17 protein-coding genes are annotated in these 19,510 nt (G+C 70.1%); 5 read left to right on the forward strand and 12 right to left on the reverse strand.

Features of this window, described 5'->3' with window-relative positions; genetic code table 11:
- Nucleotides 1-12: 12 nt before the first annotated feature.
- Nucleotides 13-1,134, reverse strand: a complete 1,122-nt coding sequence (locus ACFY12_RS24235) for an MFS transporter (protein ID WP_390718217.1) — start codon at nt 1,132-1,134, stop codon at nt 13-15.
- 200 nt (nt 1,135-1,334) lie between these two features.
- Here ACFY12_RS24235 and ACFY12_RS24240 point away from each other — a divergent pair, with 200 nt between their 5' ends.
- The 3 genes from ACFY12_RS24240 (at nt 1,335) to ACFY12_RS24250 (ending at nt 3,298) form a co-directional block, all read left to right on the forward strand.
- Nucleotides 1,335-1,607 carry a hypothetical protein gene (locus ACFY12_RS24240; protein ID WP_390717980.1) on the forward strand — a complete coding sequence of 91 codons (273 nt, stop codon included), beginning with the start codon at nt 1,335-1,337 and terminating at the stop codon, nt 1,605-1,607.
- 46 nt (nt 1,608-1,653) lie between these two features.
- Nucleotides 1,654-2,304 (forward strand): hypothetical protein, encoded by a 651-nt coding sequence (locus ACFY12_RS24245; RefSeq protein ID WP_390717981.1) that lies wholly within the window; start codon nt 1,654-1,656, stop codon nt 2,302-2,304.
- Nucleotides 2,305-2,722: 418 nt separating this feature from the next.
- Entirely contained in the window at nt 2,723-3,298 is a 576-nt protein-coding gene (locus ACFY12_RS24250; RefSeq protein WP_390717982.1) for a sigma-70 family RNA polymerase sigma factor, read from the forward strand.
- 104 nt (nt 3,299-3,402) lie between these two features.
- On the opposite strand, the gene ACFY12_RS24255 is transcribed toward ACFY12_RS24250, so the two are convergent.
- Nucleotides 3,403-3,729: a transposase gene (locus ACFY12_RS24255; protein ID WP_390717983.1), complete on the reverse strand. Its 327-nt coding sequence runs from the start codon at nt 3,727-3,729 to the stop codon at nt 3,403-3,405.
- A 51-nt stretch (nt 3,730-3,780) separates the two neighbouring features.
- Nucleotides 3,781-4,251: a hypothetical protein gene (locus tag ACFY12_RS24260; RefSeq protein WP_390717984.1), complete on the reverse strand. Its 471-nt coding sequence runs from the start codon at nt 4,249-4,251 to the stop codon at nt 3,781-3,783.
- A 199-nt stretch (nt 4,252-4,450) separates the two neighbouring features.
- Between ACFY12_RS24260 and ACFY12_RS24265 the strand changes: the two genes are divergently transcribed.
- Nucleotides 4,451-9,211 (forward strand): HAD-IC family P-type ATPase, encoded by a 4,761-nt coding sequence (locus ACFY12_RS24265; RefSeq protein ID WP_390717985.1) that lies wholly within the window; start codon nt 4,451-4,453, stop codon nt 9,209-9,211.
- An 85-nt stretch (nt 9,212-9,296) separates the two neighbouring features.
- Here the strand turns inward: ACFY12_RS24265 and mgtE are convergent, their stop codons facing one another.
- The gene (gene mgtE / locus ACFY12_RS24270) at nt 9,297-10,664 is read right to left on the reverse strand and encodes a magnesium transporter (RefSeq protein ID WP_390717986.1); all 1,368 of its coding nucleotides are present in this window, start codon (nt 10,662-10,664) and stop codon (nt 9,297-9,299) included.
- Nucleotides 10,665-11,145: 481 nt separating this feature from the next.
- On the opposite strand from mgtE, the gene ACFY12_RS24275 reads away from it, so the two are divergent.
- Entirely contained in the window at nt 11,146-11,703 is a 558-nt protein-coding gene (locus tag ACFY12_RS24275) for a hypothetical protein (RefSeq protein ID WP_390717987.1), read from the forward strand.
- A gap of 10 nt (nt 11,704-11,713) precedes the next feature.
- Here the strand turns inward: ACFY12_RS24275 and ACFY12_RS24280 are convergent, their stop codons facing one another.
- From ACFY12_RS24280 to ACFY12_RS24315, 8 genes are all read right to left on the reverse strand, one after another.
- Nucleotides 11,714-12,208, reverse strand: a complete 495-nt coding sequence (locus ACFY12_RS24280; protein ID WP_390717988.1) for a hypothetical protein — start codon at nt 12,206-12,208, stop codon at nt 11,714-11,716.
- A 983-nt stretch (nt 12,209-13,191) separates the two neighbouring features.
- Nucleotides 13,192-14,235 (reverse strand): serine hydrolase domain-containing protein, encoded by a 1,044-nt coding sequence (locus ACFY12_RS24285; RefSeq protein ID WP_390717989.1) that lies wholly within the window; start codon nt 14,233-14,235, stop codon nt 13,192-13,194.
- 82 nt (nt 14,236-14,317) lie between these two features.
- On the reverse strand, nt 14,318-15,415 hold the full coding sequence (locus ACFY12_RS24290; protein WP_390717990.1) for a glycosyltransferase family 4 protein: 1,098 nt from the start codon (nt 15,413-15,415) through the stop codon (nt 14,318-14,320).
- The gene (locus ACFY12_RS24295; RefSeq protein ID WP_390717991.1) at nt 15,412-15,951 is read right to left on the reverse strand and encodes a deoxycytidine triphosphate deaminase; all 540 of its coding nucleotides are present in this window, start codon (nt 15,949-15,951) and stop codon (nt 15,412-15,414) included. Before ACFY12_RS24295 ends, ACFY12_RS24290 begins: the two co-directional genes overlap by 4 nt.
- Nucleotides 15,948-16,487: a dCTP deaminase gene (dcd, locus tag ACFY12_RS24300; RefSeq protein ID WP_390717992.1), complete on the reverse strand. Its 540-nt coding sequence runs from the start codon at nt 16,485-16,487 to the stop codon at nt 15,948-15,950. Before dcd ends, ACFY12_RS24295 begins: the two co-directional genes overlap by 4 nt.
- Nucleotides 16,484-17,707, reverse strand: a complete 1,224-nt coding sequence (locus ACFY12_RS24305; protein WP_390717993.1) for a metallophosphoesterase — start codon at nt 17,705-17,707, stop codon at nt 16,484-16,486. Before ACFY12_RS24305 ends, dcd begins: the two co-directional genes overlap by 4 nt.
- A complete protein-coding gene (locus ACFY12_RS24310) occupies nt 17,704-19,026 on the reverse strand; it encodes a UDP-N-acetylglucosamine 1-carboxyvinyltransferase (protein ID WP_390717994.1) in 1,323 nt (440 codons plus the stop codon). The genes ACFY12_RS24305 and ACFY12_RS24310 overlap by 4 nt, the downstream gene beginning before the upstream one ends.
- A gap of 2 nt (nt 19,027-19,028) precedes the next feature.
- Nucleotides 19,029-19,466 carry an ATP-binding protein gene (locus ACFY12_RS24315; protein ID WP_390717995.1) on the reverse strand — a complete coding sequence of 146 codons (438 nt, stop codon included), beginning with the start codon at nt 19,464-19,466 and terminating at the stop codon, nt 19,029-19,031.
- Nucleotides 19,467-19,510 lie beyond the last annotated feature (44 nt).

The following is a 19,510-nucleotide window of genomic DNA, read 5'->3' on the forward strand; positions in this document are numbered from 1 at the left end:
ATTCATTCTGCTTCATTCCGCCTCTTCGCGGCGGCGCGACATCAGCGGCACGGCAACCACCGCCGCCACCATGAACTCGGCGGCCACCAGAAGCCACCCCGGTGCGTAGCCGGAGGCCGACACCAACGCGCCGAACAGCGGTGGTCCCACAGCGAACCCGGCGAAGAAGCCCGCCGACACCAGCGCCGAGTCCTGCCCGGCACGGTCCGGCGCCGCGTGCTGCATCACCAGGACCATGGACACCGCATTCGCCGCCACCGCGAACGATCCGACGGCGATGGCGGCCACCCACGCCAGCGGATGTGCCAGGACGGCGGCGGCGAGCAGCAGAGCCGCGCCCACCGAGCCGGCCGCCAGCAGGGCGGGCAGCGACGCGGCACGTCCCGGCCGCCCTGCCGCGCGCGACCACCCCATGCGCCCGCCGATGCCGGCGACGCCCAGAACAGCCACCAGTGCGGCGGCCGTGGTCGGCGAGAGGCCCAGCCGCTGCGAGCCGAACAGCGCCAGGTAGGTGTTGACCGAGGCGATACCGCAGCCGAGCAGCAGGGAGAAGACCGCCAGCCGCTTCGTCGCACCGTGTGAGGACGAGTCGGGGCGTCGGCTGGGAGCCGTCGCGGCCGCTGCGTCGGGCGGCAGCACGAGGGCGGCCCACACCGCAGCCAACGCCGCCGTGCCCGCCGCCGTCCACATCGCGCCGCGCCAGCCCACCCCCTCCGCCAGCAACGACAGCGGCAGTCCCGCCAGGAAAGCACCGAACTGGACTCCGGACTGCTTGAGCCCGGTGACCCCACCGCGCCGCTCGGCCGGAACGGTCGCCAGGATCACCTTGTTGGTCGCCGGATTGGCCAGGGCCTGCGGCAGACCGCCGAGTGCCACCGCAGCCAGCAGCACCGCCGCCCCCGGAGCGGCTCCGATCAGTGCCAACGAGACGCCGGTGAGCAGCAACAACGCCACCAGACAGCGCCGCGGACCGACCCGGTCCACCAACCGCCCCGCCACCGGCGACAGCAGTGCCGCCGCACCGAAGCCCGCCGTGGTCGTCAGCCCCAGCACCGTCCGCGAGATACCCAGCTCACCGATCAGTCGTGGTCCGAGCGCCCCGATCAGGAAGAGCTGCATCATCGAAAAGGCCATCGCGCACGTCAGCAGCACGGTCGCCGCCGGGCCCGCCCCTCGTGACCGGGCTATGCCGCCATCGGGCCCGGCGGCCTCCGCTTCCGTCTCCGTCCCTCGCTTCACCTGCACCGCAGCAGCCCCTCCCGAAGAACCGGCCTGTGACCCCTTCACGGGCCTGCCCCAGTCAGTCGTATGGGCCAGGTCGCCAGTTCCCGGTCGTGGCTGAACCCCTCGGTACCTGCCTCGCCGTCATCGGCATGGCCATCAGCGGCGTGGTGATGTGGCGGCGCCGCCGCCCGACCGGCAAGGGCCTGGGCGCACCTCGCCGCGCCCAGGACGCCCGCGTCACCCGCGGAGTCGCGCTGATCATGCTGATCCTCGCCCAGCCGCGGCGGCGAGACGAAGGTTTTGCGGATGAGGACAAAGGGACAGGGGGTCACCCCTCAACAGACCGCCCACGATGTGTTGTTGCAGACCTGGACAACAACTAAGCCGAGGCATCACGCCCCCTCCCGGGCGGGCGAACCGGCTGGCACGATGGCCAACATGACTGCCGGGTCGGTTTCACGCGCTGCGCGCGCCGCGATTTTCGCGGCCGTGTGCGTGCCGACCGCGGCCCTGGGGCATGCGTTGATGTCCGCGCAGCCTTTGCCCTGGTGGGTGCTCGTTGCCGCATTCGGTAGTACGGGCGCAGTGGCCTGGTGGCTGGCCGGGCGGGAACGCGGCGGGTTTGCCGTGACCGCTTCCACCGTCGTAGCCCAACTTGGTCTGCACTCCTTGTTCGGCCTGGCGCAGTCGTGCGGCGGTATGGCGGGCATGGCCGAAATTTCCGCCACCTCTGCCGCACACATGAGGCATATGGCAGCAATGCATGGCGATATGGGTCAGATGCATCTGATGCACTCCGGCCACGGGTCGCTCGGCATGCTCCTCGCCCACACGTTGGCCGCGCTGGTGTGCGGGTTGTGGCTGTGGCGCGGTGAGGCGGCCGCGTTCCAGCTGGCCCGCAGTGCGGCCGCGGCGTTGTTCGCGCCCCTGCTGCTGGTCCTGACGACGTTGGGCTGGACCGGCCTGAAACCGTCCGCACGCCCGGTGGCCACCGCGAGTCATGTCGCACGACTGCGCGGGGTGCTCCTGCACTACATCGTCTGCCGCAGAGGCCCGCCAAGGCTCGCAGTCTCCTGCTGACCGCTCGTCCTGAGACTTTCCCGGCCCCGTCCGGGAATCAGCAATGCCGTCAACGACGCCAACGTCGTTCATGACGCAGTGTTGTCGAAGTCGTCCGGGATCCCCCACTCCCCCCTTTGTGCCAGGTGCATTGAATCGGTGGCGGGCGGAGTACCGGCGTGTCCGCGCGGCTGCCTTTCTCTCAGCTCCGTGAGCGTTGCTGTCCCACACGCCGGCCCTTGGCCCTGCGGCCCTCCGACCTGCCCAGAGACGTACGGTCGTGACCGTCGCCCGTTGACGGTTGTCATCGACCGCCGTGCGGGTATGCGGAGTGCCGCTCACCGACGGGCCGTGCCATGCCCTGGTGCGGCCCGCACCCTCCGAAGGACATGTGGCGATGATTCCTGCCCTTGCTGGACCAGCCCGTGGCAAGCGGACCGTGGACGACGAACAACTGACTGGCCTGGCCCTGGCCGCACGGGACGGTGACCCCGACGCCGTCGAGCGCTTCATACGAGCCTCCCACCACCACGTATGGAGATTCGTGGCGCACCTGAGCGGCGACACCAACAGCGCCGATGACCTGGCCCAGGAGACCTTTGTGCGCGCCCTCACCAGTCTGCCGGGATTCGCCGGGCGTTCCTGCGCCCGTACCTGGCTGCTGTCCATCGCCCGCCGTGTGGTGATCGACCGCTACCGGTCCGCCGCCGCCCGCCCGCGCATCGCCGACGTGAGCGACTGGCAGGCGGTCGCGGAACACCGGCAGCCCAGCGGACTGCCGGGCTTCGACGACGGCGTGGCGTTGGGCGAACTGGTCGATGCACTGGATCGCGAGCGGCGTGAAGCATTCGTTCTCACGCAGATGGTGGGGATGCCGTACGCGGATGCCGCGGCGGTCGTGGGCTGTCCCATAGGTACGGTGCGTTCCCGGGTGGCTCGTGCCCGTGCCGACCTCACTGGCTGGCTGAGGTCTGCCGAAACCTGCGCGCGAGTCCCTCAGGCGGTCGCGGTATGACCAGCTCTGGTTCCAGGTGATCACGGTGTTGCTGGCGCGCCACCTCGCACGGCGGACAGTGTCCGTCCGGGGTGGCGTGAACCGCCCTCGCGGCGGAGCTGGTGTCACATCTTCCTCGCCCCGTCGACCTGGAGGATCTCGTCTGCCCGCCGCAGTCCCCGGTTTTCCCGTTCCAGCTCGGCTATCCGCTGGGCATCCGACGTGCTCGCACCGGGGCGCTTGCCGCCGTCGATCTCAGCCTGGTGCACCCACGTCCGCAGGGCCTCGCGATGCACTCTGAGCTGGTCGGCGACCTTCGAGATCGAGCCCATCCGCGTCCCGGTCTGCTCTCGGACGTCGAACACCATCCGCGTCGCCCGCTCGCGGTGATCGTCTGGATACTTCTTCTTCGCTGCTATAAGTTCTAATTCTCCAGGATTGAGGACCTCCAACGAAGCCGGTGTGGTTCAGACTTCCGAGCCATGCACCCCGGTGGTGGCCGGTCAGGTTCCGGAGTGGGGCTTGTCGTGGGAGGGCGGTGTGAGGGGGCCGTCGTGCCGGAGGATGGCGTACCCGATGCCGATGCCTACGGCTACCGGCCAGTCGAGGGCGCCCACGACTCCGAGGGCGCCGAGCCCCAGGTAGAGGGGCAGGCCGCCTTTGGCGGGCAGGGCGCGGCGGGCGACCTCCACGGGGACGGCCGCGGCGGCGACGGCCTTCGTGGCCGCGTCGCCGAGCGGCGGGACGGTGACGCTGATCGTGTGCCCGGCGGGCTGCGCGGTGGGGGTCTTCTTCCGTGCCTTCGAGGACTTCTGGGGCGACTTCGGTGACGTCGTGGTCGCCTTGCCGGCGGGGCGTGCCGGGCCCTTCGCCTTCGACGACGGGCGGGACTTCGTCTTGGTGGCGGGGCTGGACGACGTCTTGGTGGTGCCCGCCTTGCCCGGGCGTTTCCCAGCAGGCTTCGGTGTGGTCACGGCTGTTCACATCCGCTCGCGGGTCGGATCTCGGTCGCGTCCCCCTCGGGTTGAACGCTACCTGCGGGCGGATGGGCCTGCGAGCTGGGAAGCCGTTTGGACGGTCCTGGCGGGCGGCGGTGTCCGGGGCGGGTCACGATGGCCGGATACGGATACGGATGCGGGCAGTGGGCGACCTGGTGGTGGGAGGTGGCCGCGGATGTGGGTTTCGCCGGGGGTGCGGCTGCCGTTGCCGTTGCCGGGGCCGCTGGGGGCGCTGGGGGAGAGTGTGGTGAGCGCCGGTGTGCGCTGGGCCGGTGACGCGGTTGCGTTGGTGGTCGGGCACGGGCGCCGGGATGTGTGGTCGCGCCCGGGGCGTTGCCATATCGAGGTTCGCGGTGTGCAGGGGCCGCGTGGGATGTGGGTGGCCCGTTTCGTGGAGCGGGCTCTGGAGGAGCATCCGGGGGTGGTGTGGGCGCGGGTGAACGCGCCGTCGGAGCGGGTGGTCGTGGAGCTGGGCTCGCCGCCGCCCTCTCAGCGGGAGCTGATCCGGCGCATCGCACACGCCGAGGCGCACGGCGCCGCTGCCACTGCGGCGCCGGGTGAGTTCGACGAGTGGTGCCCCGAGCCGAGTCACCCGTGCGAGGGGCCGCGCAGGCGGCAGACGCTGCCGGTGATCGCCGCGGACGTCTTGGGGCTGATGCTCACGGGGGTCACGTGGCTGTCGCCGTGGACGCCGCTGCCGGCGGAAGTGGGGGCGTTGGCGCAGGCCGTGCAGTCCCACCCGCGGCTGCGCAGGCTGGTGACGACGGGTCTGATCGGTCGCGAGCTGCCGCAGTCGGTGGTACCGGGGCTGCCGGTGCTCAATGCCCTGGTCCAGGGCGTGGCCACGCGTGGCGGCGGGTTGGCGCTCGATGTCGTGCAGCGGGTGGCGCAGTGGAGGGAGGCGAACGCCGGTCTGGCTGCGTGGGCGCGGGCGGAGTCGAGGCTGGTGGCGGGGCCGGAGGATGCGGCGGCTGAGCCGATCGTGGGGGAGCGGCCGGAGGTGCACCAGGACGTGGCGGCGCGCTATGCCGAGCGGGCTATGGGGGTCGGTGGTCTCGTCGGGGCGCTGACCGCACCGTACGCGGGGCTGCGGCGCGGGCTGGCGGTGGCGCTGTCGACCGTGCCGAAGGCTCCGGAGGCCGGGCGGGAGGGCTTCGCGACCAGCCTCCACCGGTTCCTGGCCCTGCGCGGTGTGGTGGCGATGGACCGCAGTGCGCTGCGCCGGCTGGGGCAGGTGGACACGGTACTGCTGGATGTGGACGCGTTGCGCAGCGGCCGTTTCGAGCTGGCCGATCTGGCGCTGTTCGGCGACGCCGAGAGCGAACGAGACGCCGAGAGCGAACGAGGGGCCGGGCGGGCTGCCGAGCCAATCGCCGAGCCGGTCGCCGAGCGGGTGGCCGACCGGCTCTTCGCCCTGTTCGTCCCCACCGCGCCCCAGCGGGTCCGCCGCGATGACGAGGGCTGGGTGCTGGGCCCGTTGGAGGAGCTGGAGCTGGTGGGGCGTACGGGGCGGCGGGCCGCCGCCCGGTTGCGGCGCCGCGGCAGCGAACTCGTACTGGGCCTGGCTTTCCGGCACCGTCTGAGGGCCGTGGCGGGGGTTTCGGAACAGACGCTGCCGGGCGCGCAGGCGCTGGCGGCGGCCGCGCGCCGGTCGGGGGTCCGTCTGGTCCTCGCCAGCGATGAGCCCGACCCGGCGTTCGGGTTCGCCGACGCGAGGGTGCCTACGGGCGTCCAACTGACTGCGTCCGTACGGGCGTTGCAGACGGATGGGGCGGTGGTGCTGCTGGTGTCGGGGAATCGCCGGGCGCTGGGCGCCTCCGACTGCGGGGTCGGGGTCCACCGGGAGGGGGAGCCGCCGGCCTGGGGTGCCCACCTGCTGGTGGGTACGGATCTGGATGCGGCGGCGTTGATCCTGACCGGAATCGGAGTGGCGCGCCAGGTCGACCGGGACAGTGCGGTGCTGGCGGCGAGCGGTAGCGGCGTCGGCGGGGTCGCGGCGCTGCGGGCGCCGGCCTGGCAGGCGTGTTCGCGGGGGCAGACAGCGGGTAACACGGCGGGGGCGGTCGCCTACGGCCTGGGGCTCTGGCGGGCCCGGCAGTTGTGCGCGCGCCCCATCGCTCCCGCCACGGAGACCGTCGCCTGGCACCTGATGCCGTCCGAACGGGCCCTCGCCCGGCTGCGTACGAGGGGCGACGGGCTGTCCGCGCAGGAGGCCGCCGCACGGGCCAGGGACTCGTCCGGCGCGGGGGCACCGCCGCGGACCGGTCTGCCGTCGGCGTTCATCGAGGAGCTGGCCAATCCGCTGACGCCGGTGCTCGCGGGCGGTGCCGCCCTGGCCGCCGCCGTGGGGTCACGGACGGACGCCGCGCTGGTTGCCGCGATCACGGCCATCTCCGCGCTGGTCGGGGGTGTCCAGCGGGTGCGTACCGAGCGCGCCCTCGCGGAGCTGACCGCCCGTTCCGCCATCGGGGCCCGGGTGCGGCGTGCCGGTGCCGAACGGCTGGTCATAGCCGAGGAGTTGGTACCGGGAGACATTGTCCTGCTCCGGCCCGAGGACGTGGTGCCCGCCGACTGCCGGCTGGTGGAGGCCGAAGGGCTGGAGGTCGACGAGTCGTCGCTGACCGGCGAGTCGTTGCCGGTGGCCAAGGACCCGGCGCCGGTGGCCGCCGCTCATCTCACCGAACGCCGGTCCATGGTCTACGAGGGCACCACGGTCTCCGCCGGGCAGGCCGTGGCGGTCGTCGTCGCCACCGGTGTGGCCACCGAGGCCGGGCGCAGTATGGCCACCGCGCGGGAAGCGGCTCCGCACACCGGGGTCGAGGCCCGTCTGTCGAAGCTGACGAAGGCCAGCCTGCCGGTGGCGGCCGCCTCGGCGGCCGCGGTGGCCGGAGCTGGTCTGCTGCACGGGCGGCCGCTCACCGAGAGCCTGGCCTCGGCGGTGAACCTGGCCGTCGCCTCGGTTCCCGAAGGGCTCCCGTTCCTGGTCAACGCGGCCCAGCTGGCCGCCGCCCGCCGCCTTGCCGAGCACGGCGCGCTGGTGCGCAACCCCCGCACGATCGAGGCGCTGGGCCGGGCCGATGTGCTCTGTTTCGACAAGACCGGCACCCTCACGGAGGGAAACCTCCAACTCGTCGCGGTCAGCGACGGGGACCGGATGCTCCCACTCGACCGGCTGGCCGCCCCGCACCAGGCGGTCCTGGCCGCCGCGTTGCGCGCGGTCCCCGCGGCCCGGCAGTCGGAGCCGATGGCCCACCAGACCGACCGGGCGGTGCACGCAGGGGCCCGCCGGGCACGCGTGGCGGCCAACCGCGGCGCACCCCGCTGGCGGCGCACCGACACCCTGCCCTTCGACCCCTCCCGCGGCTACCACGCCACCGTCGGACGCACCTCCCACGGCGCTCTGCTCAGCATCAAGGGCGCCCCCGAGACCGTGCTGGACCGCTGCCTGCACCGGCACCTGGACGGGACCGAGACCATCCTCGACGGCACGGTGCGCAAGGCGCTCACCGCGACCGTCGAGGAACTCGCCGGCGCCGGCCGCCGCGTCCTGGCCGTGGCCGAACGCAGGATGCGGGCGGGCGAAGAACTCACCGACGACGCGGTGGAGGGCCTGGTCCTCCGCGGCTTCGTCATCCTGGCCGACCCGGTACGTCCCCAGGCCGCACCGGCCACCGCCCGGCTCCGCGCGGCAGGCGTGCACACCGTCCTGCTCACCGGGGACCACCCGGCCACTGCCGAGGCCATCGCCGCCTCCGTCACCGGCGACCCCGACCAAACCGTATGCACGGGACCGGAATTGGAGGAGCTTGACGACGACGCCCTCGACGCGCTGCTGCCGACGATCGACGTGGTCGCCCGGTGCACCCCGCACCACAAGGTCCGCATCGTCCAGGGATTCCAGCGCCTGGGCCGCGTCGTGGCGATGACCGGCGACGGCGCCAATGACGCCCCCGCCATCCGCCTCGCCGATGTCGGCATCGCGCTGGGGCGGCGCGGCACCCCCGCGGCCACCGCCGCCGCCGACCTGATCATCGGCGACGACCGCCTGGAGACCATCGTCACCGCCCTCACCGAAGGACGGGCGATGTGGATCTCGGTCAGGACCGCACTGGCCATCCTCATCGGCGGCAACCTCGGCGAGGTCACCTTCAGCGTGCTCGCCTCCGCCCTGACCGGCGCCACGCCGCTGAGCGCACGTCAGATCATGCTCGTCAACCTCCTCACCGACCTCGCCCCGGCACTCGCCATCGCCGTACGCACCCCGGCCGAGGACAGCGCAGAACAACTGCTCAAGGAAGGCCCCCACCAGTCACTGGGGACCGCGCTCACCCGGGAGATGCTCCAGCGGGGACTGACCACCGCCCTCGGCGCGGGACTCGCCTGGATGGCCGCCCGCCTCACCGGCACCCAGCGCCGGGCGAGGACCGTGGCGCTGGCCGCCGTGGTCGGCGCCCAGCTCGCCCAGACCCTCGCCAGCGGTGGCCTGGACCGCAAGGTCCTCACCGCCACGCTCGGCTCCGCCGCCGTCCTCGTCGGCGTCATCCAGACCCCCGGCGTCAGCCACTTCTTCGGGTCCACACCGCTGGGCCCCGTCGGCTGGGGCATCACCCTCGCGGCCATCACCGCCGCGACGCTCCTCCACACGGCGCTGGACCCGCTGGCCCGCCGTATGTCGTCATGGGGTTGGCTGCCCTCGGAAACCGAGACCGAGGCCGAGACCGGGTCCGGGACGGGAACCGAGACCGATGGCGGGACGGGATCCGAGACGGGTGGCGGCACGGGAGCCGAGACCGGTGCCGGAGAGGAAGCGCCGCCGCCCACCGTGCCCGTACCCGCGCTGGCCTCGGCGGACCTGGTCGGCCGCATGGGCGAGATGCTCGCCGGCCTCGGATTGCCGGTGCACAGCCCCGCCGCTCCCGCTCCAGGTGTCAGCTGAAGGCCGCGGATGGTCGGCCACCCTCGCCGGGTGGTCATACGCTCCATCCCGGCGGGGCAGACGCTCCCCAGGGTGGTCAGCTGCGTCAGATGCTCAGAACAGCCTTCGCCGACAGGAAGTAGATGACCAGGCCGGTGGCGTCCACCAGGGTGGTGACCATCGGGGCGGAGACGACCGCCGGATCGATCCGCAGCCGCTTGGCCAGCAGCGGCATGGTGCCGCCGATGGTCGCCGCCCACCCACAGATGAGCACCAGGGTGACGCCGACCACCAGGGCGATCTTCGCGCTGACGACCAACGTGCCCACTACCAGGCCGAGCATGGCCAGCAGCGAGCCCAGGACCAGGCCCACCCGGCATTCCCGCCAGATCACCTTCAGCAGGTCCGAGCCGCGGACTTCGCCGACCGCCAGGGCACGTACGCACGCGGTGGCGGCCTGGGCGCCGGCGTTGCCGCCCGCCCCGATGAGCATGGGGATGAACAGGGCAAGGGCGGCGACCTGCTCCAAGGTGGCCTCGAACGCCCGGGTCACACCGACGGTGAGGGTCGCCGCGACCAGCAGCAGGCACAGCCACAGCGCCCGGTAGCGGGCGAGCTGCCAGACGGAGGCCGCCATGTAGTGACCGGCCCAGGGGGCGGCACCGGCCTGGCGGGCGACATCCTCGGTGTCGGCCGCCTCGATAACCTCCACAGCGTCGTCGATGGTGAACAGCCCGACGAGCCGGTCCTCGCTGTCGACGACGGGCAGGTTCAGGTCGTTGGTCTCCCGCATCAGACGGGCTGCGGACTCGGCGGAATCGGTCGCGTATGCCGACGCCGGCTCGGTCACGACCAGCTCGGAGACCATCATGTCCGGTGAGTTGAGCACCAGCTCGCGCAGCTCCACGATGCCGGTCAGCCGACGGCCGGAGTCCACCACGGGCAGCGTATAGACCGTCTCCGCGTCCGCCCCCTTCGCCCGTACCGCCCGCAGCGCCTGCTCTACGGTCAGATCCTGCGGCAGCGCCACCACCTCGGGCGTCATATAGCGGCCGACCGAGCCCTCCGGGTAGCCGAGCAGCGCGGAGGTCATCCGCCGCTCGTGCGCGCTCAGCCCGGCCAGCACCCGCTTGACGACCTTGGCAGGGGCCTCCTTCAGCATCCTGGCCCGGTCATCGGGGTCCATGCCCTCGACGAGATCCAGGAAGGAGCGGTTCCGCAGCCCTTCCAGGATCTGCTGCTGGTCGACCGGCTCCAGCTCCTCGAACACCGCCAGCGCCCGGTCCTTGTCCAGCAGCCGGAACGCCACCCCTGCGTCGACGGCGTCTATCCGCGCCAGCTCATCGGCGATCACATACGGCGGATATGTCTCCAGCCACTCCTGGGCAGCGTCCAGCCGGTGGTCCTCGATGATGTCCTGCAACGACTCGGCCGGCTCCGCGCTCGGCTCGGGGGACAGATGTGATTGCGGCATGGCGGGTCCTCGGCACAGCAGTGGGATCGAACATCGGGCATCAACCGCACGCGAGCACCGCTCGACACTCCGCTCTTACCGCAGCGGAACGACGGCACTACGCGGCATACGGACTAGGAGGTTCACTGCGCATCGCAGCACCACCCCCGCTTTCAGATCCACTGCCGGTACACCACGCCAGGACGAAGGCGCGACCGCAGGATACCGCGCACGCCTGTCGGGCACGGAAGCGTTCGGCGAGTACCTGATGCTCGAACCGGTAGCCGCCCGAAGGGCACGAGGAAGCGTGCCCTGGCTGGCATCCACTCTTCAGCTGAAGACCAGGCTTCGGAAGGCATTGCGGATACGGGTCAACGGCTTGTGCGTTGATCTTGATGGGGCGGGGCGAGGGATCGTCCCGCCCGGGGCGCTCGACGCCTGCTCAACTGCCAAGACTGCAAGCTGCGATGATCATTCGGTTCATACAGCAGGATCAGTGGTCATGAATGAACTCATGGCCGCCTTGGCTGGAGCTTTCGTCGGCGGAGGCTTTGCCCTAGTGGGGGCTCTGGCTCAAGCCCGCAGCGCGAGAGCCCAAGCTGACGCTGCCCTGGATGCCATGAGGCACCAGACGGCTGCTGCACACATGCATTGGGTGCGCGCAAGGAGAGACAACGCGTATACGGCGTTCCTTGCACTCGCCATCGAACTGCAGTCCCGGGCGTTCGACGTGCAGACTCTGCGGGAACGGCGTGCTGCGAGGTACTCCGCCCCTTGGGGCCGCACACGGCGGGCCAGGACAGACAAAGAGCGGGCTGTCAGTGAAACGCTTGCACATATGAGGGACACGCTCGCGGTCGTTGAGATGTACGGCCCGAGGGATGTTGCGGAGGCTGCCCGCAGCCTTGAGCGAGCGTGCGTAACTCTGAGCATGTCGGCGGAAGGGTGGACCCGCGACCCTGAGCTCCCTCCGTTCGACTGGAACACAGACAATGCCGCCGTCCGTCGGGCACGGCAGCAATTCGCAGATGCTGCCCGTCCGTATCTCGATGTCAACTGATTCACAGCCGCTATGGACGACCGGTGCAGAAGCGGCAGCCTTCCCAGTGCGGTATCGCGCTCAGAATGCGGTGATGTACGCATGAAGCCCTTGCTGCCTGGCTTGGGCGAGGGAAGACGCCATCGTGACGCACGGCTGTGGCCGGGTCGAACGCCTCGACCATGGTCTTGAACTGTCGCAGGTAGCCGTGCGCGAAGGGCGGTTCGTACCCCAGTTCATCCCATCGGCACCGATGTAGGGCGAGGTCAGCGGCGCGCAGCACGAAGCCCTTGGCCCGAGTCTGCTCAGTAAGGTTCCGACCCCAGTCGATCTCCTCCAGGTCGAAGCCGACGGTCCCGCGCCCCATGACGTTCTGGTCCTGCAGCGTGAGGAGAGCGGCGAAGCGGTAGTCCCAGGTATCGCTGGCGAGATCGGATACGGCAAGCATCAGGACGTCGACGAAGACATCCGTGCCGCCGTTGGACAGATAGAGGCTCTGCCCTCCGCCCTTGAATATGTTTCCCATTGCGCCACGATAAGAAGGATCGCGCGCGCGGAGGACACGCTGACCCCGGAGGGGCGAGACAACAACCAAGGCCCAGGTCGCTGACCTGGGCCTTCGCTATGGAGCGGGTGACGGGAATCCAACCCGCGCTCTGAGCTTGGGAATCAACGGGGCGCGTGATCGCCATTGAGGGACTGACCTGCGTAAACACGGGCTGCGGGGCAGGGCGAGGAGTGTCGGAGGGCACCCGTGTTGACCGTGTTTTGCCGTCCGTTAGGGCACGCGGAGGGCACGGCGCTGGCGCGCGGCGCGGCGTCAAGATCTGCGGCCTCGGCCGGCGTGGCTGCCGTTCTCCGTGACCTCGCCGATGACCCGGTGTGCGCATGTGAAGCACTTTCTGGGGACGTGTGTGAAGAACAGCTGTCCTGACTGCCGGGGCTGCAAGGATCTATGCCATGGATGTTTCGAGGTCTGTCAACGGTGCAACTGCTAGAAGCGAAGCGGGAGTTCGACCTGGAACAGCATCGCCCCGGTACGCCGTGATCCTCATATCTCCCCACGGCGTGGCGCACCTGCCCCACAAGTGCAACCATCACCCCTCCAAGAGCCACCGAGAGGCGGGCTGGGGATGGGTGATGGCGCCAGATGAGGGGGTCTGGGAGGGGATCAAACGCGAAAACCCGCTCCAGGCGACGCACGGCAATACAGCGCGTGTCGCGTGGGAACGATGTGGTCACTGCCTCATGTAGGCGGCGCGACAGAGCATCGCGTCTGGCAACGGTGATACCGAGCAGCGCCCCCCGGCGTTTCCCGAGGGAACGAGCCGTCTGTTCCTTGTAGGAACACCTGCCCTGTTCCCTCAGGGAACGGGCATTCGGCATCCCGTGTTGGCTGGTCTGGGTCGGCGTTCTGATGGCCTCGGTGACTAGGACGAGCGGGTGCGCCGTGTCGTGGTCGCTGACTGTTCCCTCATGCGCGAGATGGGTGTGGATCGCGCAGCTTCTTCAACTGAAGGCCAGGCCCCGGAAGGCATTGCGGATACGGGTCAACGGTTCGCGGTCGCGGGTGTAGTAGAGCTTGTTCGTCAGCAGGACGGCCCAGGTTCCTCGTTTGGGAGAGATCCACATGCCGGTGCCGGTGAAGCCGTAGTGCACGTACGAGCGGTCGGCGGGGTCGGTGCCGGGGGCGGGGTGCCAGAAGAGGCCGCGGACGGGCTCCAGTGTTCCGGTCTGGACGTTGAGCGATTCTTCGACCCAGTTCGGCCCGAATCCCGGTGCTGTGGCGGTCGTCGTGGGGTCGAGCATGTACCGGAGGAAGCGGGCGAGGTCGTCCAGGAGGGAGAAGGCGCCGGCGATGCCGCAGACGCCGCTGAGGAGGCGGGCGGAGAAGTCGTGTGCGGTGCCCTTGAGGTGGCGGCCGGTGTTTTCGTCGAGTTCGGTCGGGGCGCAGCGGGCGGTCAGTTCGGGGGGCAGTGGGCCGAAGCGGGTGTGGGTCATGCCTAGGGGCTGCCAGATGCGGGTGTGGGCGAGTTGGTCGAGGCGCTGGTCGGAGAGGTGTTCGGCGAGGTAGCCGAGGATGAGTGCGGCCCGGTCGGTGTATTCGACGGCCTCGCCGGGCGGCCGGTGCAGGGCTTCGTGGAGGACGCCGGCCCGGACGGCAGCCGGGTCGGTGCCGTAGAGGTTCTTCAGCTGGGCTCGCAGCGGTACGCCGGCGGTGTGCGTGAGCAGTTGGCGGGTGGTGACCTGGCCGAGGGGGTGGCTTGTGACCTCGGGCCAGAAGGTGCCGAGGGGGTCGTCGAGTGGGAGGGCGCCGTCTTCCCAGAGGGTGCCGATCGTGGACCAGACGGCCAGGATCTTGGTCAGGCTGGCGACGTCGAAGACCGTGTCCGGTCGCATGGGGATGTCCGGTTCGGCGGGGTCGAGGACGCCGGCGGTGCCTGCGGCCTTCGTGCCTGCGGCGTTGCCGATGGCCCACACCGCACCGGGGTAGACGTTGTCGCGGACGCCGTCCGCCACGAGCTGCTTGATCCGGTCGGTGCTGTCTTCCATGAACATCTCCGATGTCGCGGTGCGGGCCCGTCCGTCAGCGTAGTGAGGCGGGCGGGCCCGGCTGGGGAACGTGGCGGGGTGGTCAACTGATCCGGTGGCCGAGTTCGGTCAGGGCCTTGGCGGTGGCGCTGAGCGGGTAGCGGACGGCGTTGGTTCGACCGGCCTGCCGCAAGGCGGCCAGCAGCCCAGGGGTCGTACGGAGGCGGTCGATGTCCCGGGCAACGGCTGCGGGGTGGGTGAAGTCGGTCGCGGTGCCGGAGGCGGCGAGCGTGTTGGCCAGGCCGGGGACGGGCTGGTAGAGCACGGGCAGGCCGCAGGCTTGGGCTTCCAGAGCGACCAGGCCCATGGCCTCCAGAGTGGTGGAGGGCATGACGAGTACGTCGTGCTCGGTGAACGTCCTCCACAGCTGTGGACGACGGAGCCAGCCGAGGTACCGGATCTTGACGCCGGACTGCTGTACGGCGTGGGTGAGGGCGTGGAACTGGTATTGCGGGGCGGCGATGCTCAGCTCGACGCCCTGGACGGCCGCGAGGGCAGACAGCAGGTTCTCGGCGCCTTTCTCTGACGTGAGCCGTCCGGCGTACAGCAGCCGGAAGGGGCTGCCGGGCGGGCGGGGCGATCTGTGCGGTGGGTGGGCCAGGATTCGGTCGGGGATGCCCCAGGGAATGTGGGCGATCTTCGTGCGGTCGGTAGTAGGCGCGATCCGCAGGAGCCGGTCGGCCATGGCCGAGGTCGGCACGACGATGGCGTCGGCGAGCCGCACGGACTCGGTGAGGACCTTGTGCTGGCTGCGGTGGGCTTCGGCGAACAGCAGGTCGGTGCCATGCACGAGCGCGATGCGCGGGTGCTCGGGCAGGGCCTTGATCAGCGCGGGGGTACCACCGAAGGTGAGGTGCTGGAGGTGGAGGACGCCGATGTGGTCCAGGGCGATCGCCTTGGTCAGGGCCCGTTGGAGGGCTGCTACGTAGCGGTGGAAGGCCGGGCCTTCGAGACACTTGCCGACGACTGGCAGCAGGTCGAGCCCGGCGGGCAGTTGGGGGCTGGGGCTGGCGGGGGCGAGCATGAAGGCTCGTGCGGGAATGAGGGCCCTGTCCCCGGTGTAGAGGTCGAGGAAGAGCTCGACGCTGCCGCCGGGGCTGGGGAAAGGGAGGTCGAGGGCGGTGGCTACCTTGGCGTTCATGGTCGGCAGATCCCTGGGATTTCCTCGTACAGGCGGGAGGTCTCGATTCCCTGGCTGGCCGTGTACTTGAGGCCGTGTTGCTGGTAGCTGGCCGCAGCGCCGAGGGGTTGCAGGAAGACGAGCTTGCCGAAGGTCATGCCGGGATAGATGCGGACCGGTTGGCTGGCGCGGATTTCCAGGGTCCAGCGGATGGCGTGGCCTTGGTGGCCGAGCGGGGCGGAGACGTGGACCCAGATCCCGAGGGCGCCGATGGTGCGGTCGCCGTTGAGGAGCTGTGCGTAGGTCTCCGAACCGGTCTTCTCGTGGGTGACACCGAGGTAGAGCAGGCTGGGTTCCAGCACGAATCCTGTGCGGGGGATGGTGACCTGGGTGGAGGAGGTCGGGGCGGCGGCGTCGAGCTCTCCATCGCAGATGCGCAGTTCGTCGCCGAGAGACCAGTCGTAGGCGTTGGAGGAGAGCCTGTTGGGGTCGTAGGGGTCGATGGTGATCTCGCCCGCGGTGTGGGCGGCGGCGATGGCGGGGCCGGTAAGGATCACGGCGCTACCGCTTCCAGCGGGACGACGTCTTGCCAGTAGGCGGAGGGCTTGGGTCCGGTGGCTGCCTGGTACTTGCCCGAGTACGGAGTGATGGGGCCGACGGCGACGAAGAACATGATCTGGCCGATCTTCATGCCTGCGTAGATGCGTAAGGGGCGGATGGGGGAGAGCATCAGGGTCCACTGGCCATGGAAGCCGATGTCGCCGATGGGGGCGGTGATTTCGACGAACAGGCCGAGCCGGCCGACGGAGGAGCGGCCGAAGAGGAGGGGGACGAAGGTGTCGGAGCCGACCTGTTCGATGGTGTGGCCGAGGTAAAGCTGGCCGGGTTTGAGGACGTAGCCGTCGGTGCCGATCTCGATCGGGCGGGTCGGGTTGTGCTGGTGGGCGTCGAGGACAGGGGCGACGTAGGTGAGAAGGGTCGGGCCGAGGCGGACGTTGTAGCTGTTGGGGTTGACCTGCGCATCGTCGAAGGGGGTGATGCGCAGACGGCCATCGGCCGTGGCTGCGGTGATTTCCGGGCCGGTCAGGATCATCGGTGGGTTCCTTCGGTCAGGATCCGATGGAGGGCCTGGCGGAGGCGGAGGCCGGCTTGGTGGGTGCGGCCGTCCAGGTAGCTCTCGGCGAGGTAGTTGGTGGTCAGCACGGTTGGCAGATGCAGCGGCATCGGTGCCGGTTCGGTGACCAAGGGGCCTGCGCTCTTGGTGAGGTGGGCCAGCAGCGCACCAGAGTTGTCGCTCAGCGCATCGGGGACGCGGGCGTGGACGAGCTGGTTATTGAAGGGCTCGATGGCGAGGAGGTCGCCGAAGGTGAGGACGTCGTCGAGCCGGGTGGAACGCAGGGCGGTCTCGTTGAGGATGACGGCTTCGGCACCGAGGGCGGTGTGGAGCCGGGTGGCGAGGTCGCCGAGGAGGAGTCTGCGATCGAGAACCCGGCCTCGGTACTGCTTGGTGACGGCGCCGATAGGCAGGGCCAGGCGGTCTCTCAGGCCCTCGATCCGGTTATGGGTGGAGGCGAGCTGGGGCGGTAGCCCAGCTTTGCTGGTGACGTCGGTGAAGCGGGTGGTGCGTGCCGTCCATCCCGCGGGGGACGGTTCGGCGAGGGCGTAGCCGACGCCGAGTTCACGGCCCTTGAGAACGAGGGTCTCGCCCACCTGGACGGGGCAGTACTGGTCGCTGTGGCAGTGACCGGCGGAGATCACGTCGAGGAAGGGGCAGGCGGCAGCCAGTTCGAGGTCCTCTACGAAGCCGGAGTGGCTCAGCACTACCCAGGAGTCGACCTCATGGTGATGCGCCAGCATCACTTTGCGCAGGGCCTGGGACGGTTCGATGGCACGATGGCCGGCCCGTTGATCGATGGGGATGGAGCGGAATGCCTGCGTGCCGATGACCGCAGTGATGCCGACGCGCTGCCCGTCGATGCGGGCGGTGTGCAGGCGGCGGAAGAGCGGTTGGCCGGTGGCGGCATCGACGGTGTTCGCGCACACGGTGATGTCCCGGACCGGGGGTTCGAAGTGGTGGATCCAGCCGTGGTTCCCGGGCGCGATCACGTCGTAGAGGCCCTGGAGGATCGCTGTTTCGATACGTCCGTGGCCGAGGCTGTAGTAGCCGCTGCCTTCGAAGTAGTCGCCGCAATCGACGATCAGTGTCTCCGGCTGGATGGCGTGCAGGTGGGTCAGCATCGGCAGGGCGTTGTCGAACGAGGAGTGGACGTCGGTGGTGGCCGCGATCCGTCGCAGGGCGCGTGGAACGTTCATGGGGTGACCTCGCAGATGTCGGCGCCGAGTGCGAGCAGCTTGGTGGGAAGGTCGGCGTGGCCTCGGCGGAGCTGTTCGAGGCCGCCGAGGGTGGTGACGCCCCGGGCAGTGAGGCCGGCGATGAGCAGGGCCGACCCGGTGCGGATGTCGGTGGCCTCCACTCCGGCCCCGGTCAGCTGCTGCGGCCCGGTCAGGCGGCACTGGGTGGGGGAGGTCTCGTGGATGTTGGCACTCAGGCGGGCGAGCTGGGGGATGAGGTTGCCGTGACGGCCTGGGTTGATCGCATCGGCGAAGAGGTGGGTGCCCGGCATGCTCAATGTCAGGGCCATCAAGGCCGGTTCGAAATCGGCGTCCAGTCCGCCGGGAGAGAGCGAGGCGATGGCTCGCAGGGGCTGATGTGTGGGGCGGGTTCCCTCTGCACGGATGATGAGAGCGTTCTGCTGGGCGTCGACGGGCACGCCGAGTCGGCGCAATGCGGCCACCATCGGTGCCACGTCCTTACTGTGTACGCCCTCGATGCGGCTGTTTCCGCGGGTGGTGGCAATGGCGCAGGCCAGGGTGCCTGCTTCGACCTTGTCTCCGGGTACGACCCAGGCCACCGGCTCCTGCGGAGGGGAAGCAGGCGGAGCCAGGGAGAGGACGCGATCGTCGGCGTGGGTCTCCCATCCGGCTGCCTGAAGCGCCCGCAGGACGCTGATGACTTCGGGCGAGAGGTTCGGCTGCCCCAGTCGTAGCGGTCGCCCGGACACCACGGCGCGCAGCATTGCTGCGATGCTCGCGCCGCGCGAGCGGAACGGCAGCATCACCGATACCGAGCCGGTGCGGCTCTCGCCGGCTTCGACGCTGTAGCCGTGGTCGTTGACGAGAGTGCGGTCGCCGAACGCCTCGTACACCTTGAAGTGCTGCTCCATGCCGCGTTCACCGATCCGGCAGCCGCCCGGCCAGGGCAGTACGGCCCGTCCGTGAACGGCGAGGAGCGCGGGAACCAGGTAGTACGAGGCACGGATACGGGCAGCGGTGGCGTGGAATTCCGGCGCGATGTGCATACCGTGGGTCGGCCGCACCAGGACCGTGTGGGGCTCGCCGACCTGGCGGGCGACTCCGTGGCCTGCGTGCTGGAGCAGCATGAGCATGGCCTGGACATCGTCGTTGGCCGGGACGTTGGACAGCTGGACAGACCGACGCAAGGCGGCTGTCGCAGCGAGGAGCGGCAGGGCGGCGTTCTTGGAACCGTCGACGGTCACGGCCCCGGAAAGCGGCGGGCCGGGACGGATGGCGATTACCTCGGAGGTAATGGCTGGTGTCCGAGCGGTTGTCACGGTCATCTCCTCGGAAGCGGAACCTGTAGTGCGACGTGGGAACTTGGGGCTGCTCGCAGGTGGACTTCGGCCCAGCACCGTTTGCCCGACTCAGTCGGCTCGACGGCGTACCGGTCGGCCAGAGCTGCGACGATGAACAGGCCCCGGCCGTGCTCATCGACTTCGCTGGGCGACCTGGGCCGGGGCAGCTCGCGGTTGCTGTCACTGACCTCGACACGTACGGCGTTGCCGTCGCAGCGGGCAGCCAGGGTGATGGCGCCGGGACCTGCGTGCTGCACAGCGTTCGAAAGCAGTTCGCCGGCCATCAGCTCAGCGGTGTGCAGTGCCTCGCTGTCGGCCGGTAGGCCCCAGTCGTGCATCTCGGCGGCGAGCCGGTGTCGCGCGGCTGCTGCGGCGCGCGTCGTGCCGGGTACGGAGAAGCTGAGGTGCTGCGGTTCCATGGGCTGGCCTCCCAGGCGAGTGCGGCAACTCCACGGAACCGGCG

The sequence above is a fragment of the Streptomyces sp. NPDC001339 genome, assembly GCF_042895955.1.
Classification (GTDB): Bacteria; Actinomycetota; Actinomycetes; order Streptomycetales; family Streptomycetaceae; genus Streptomyces.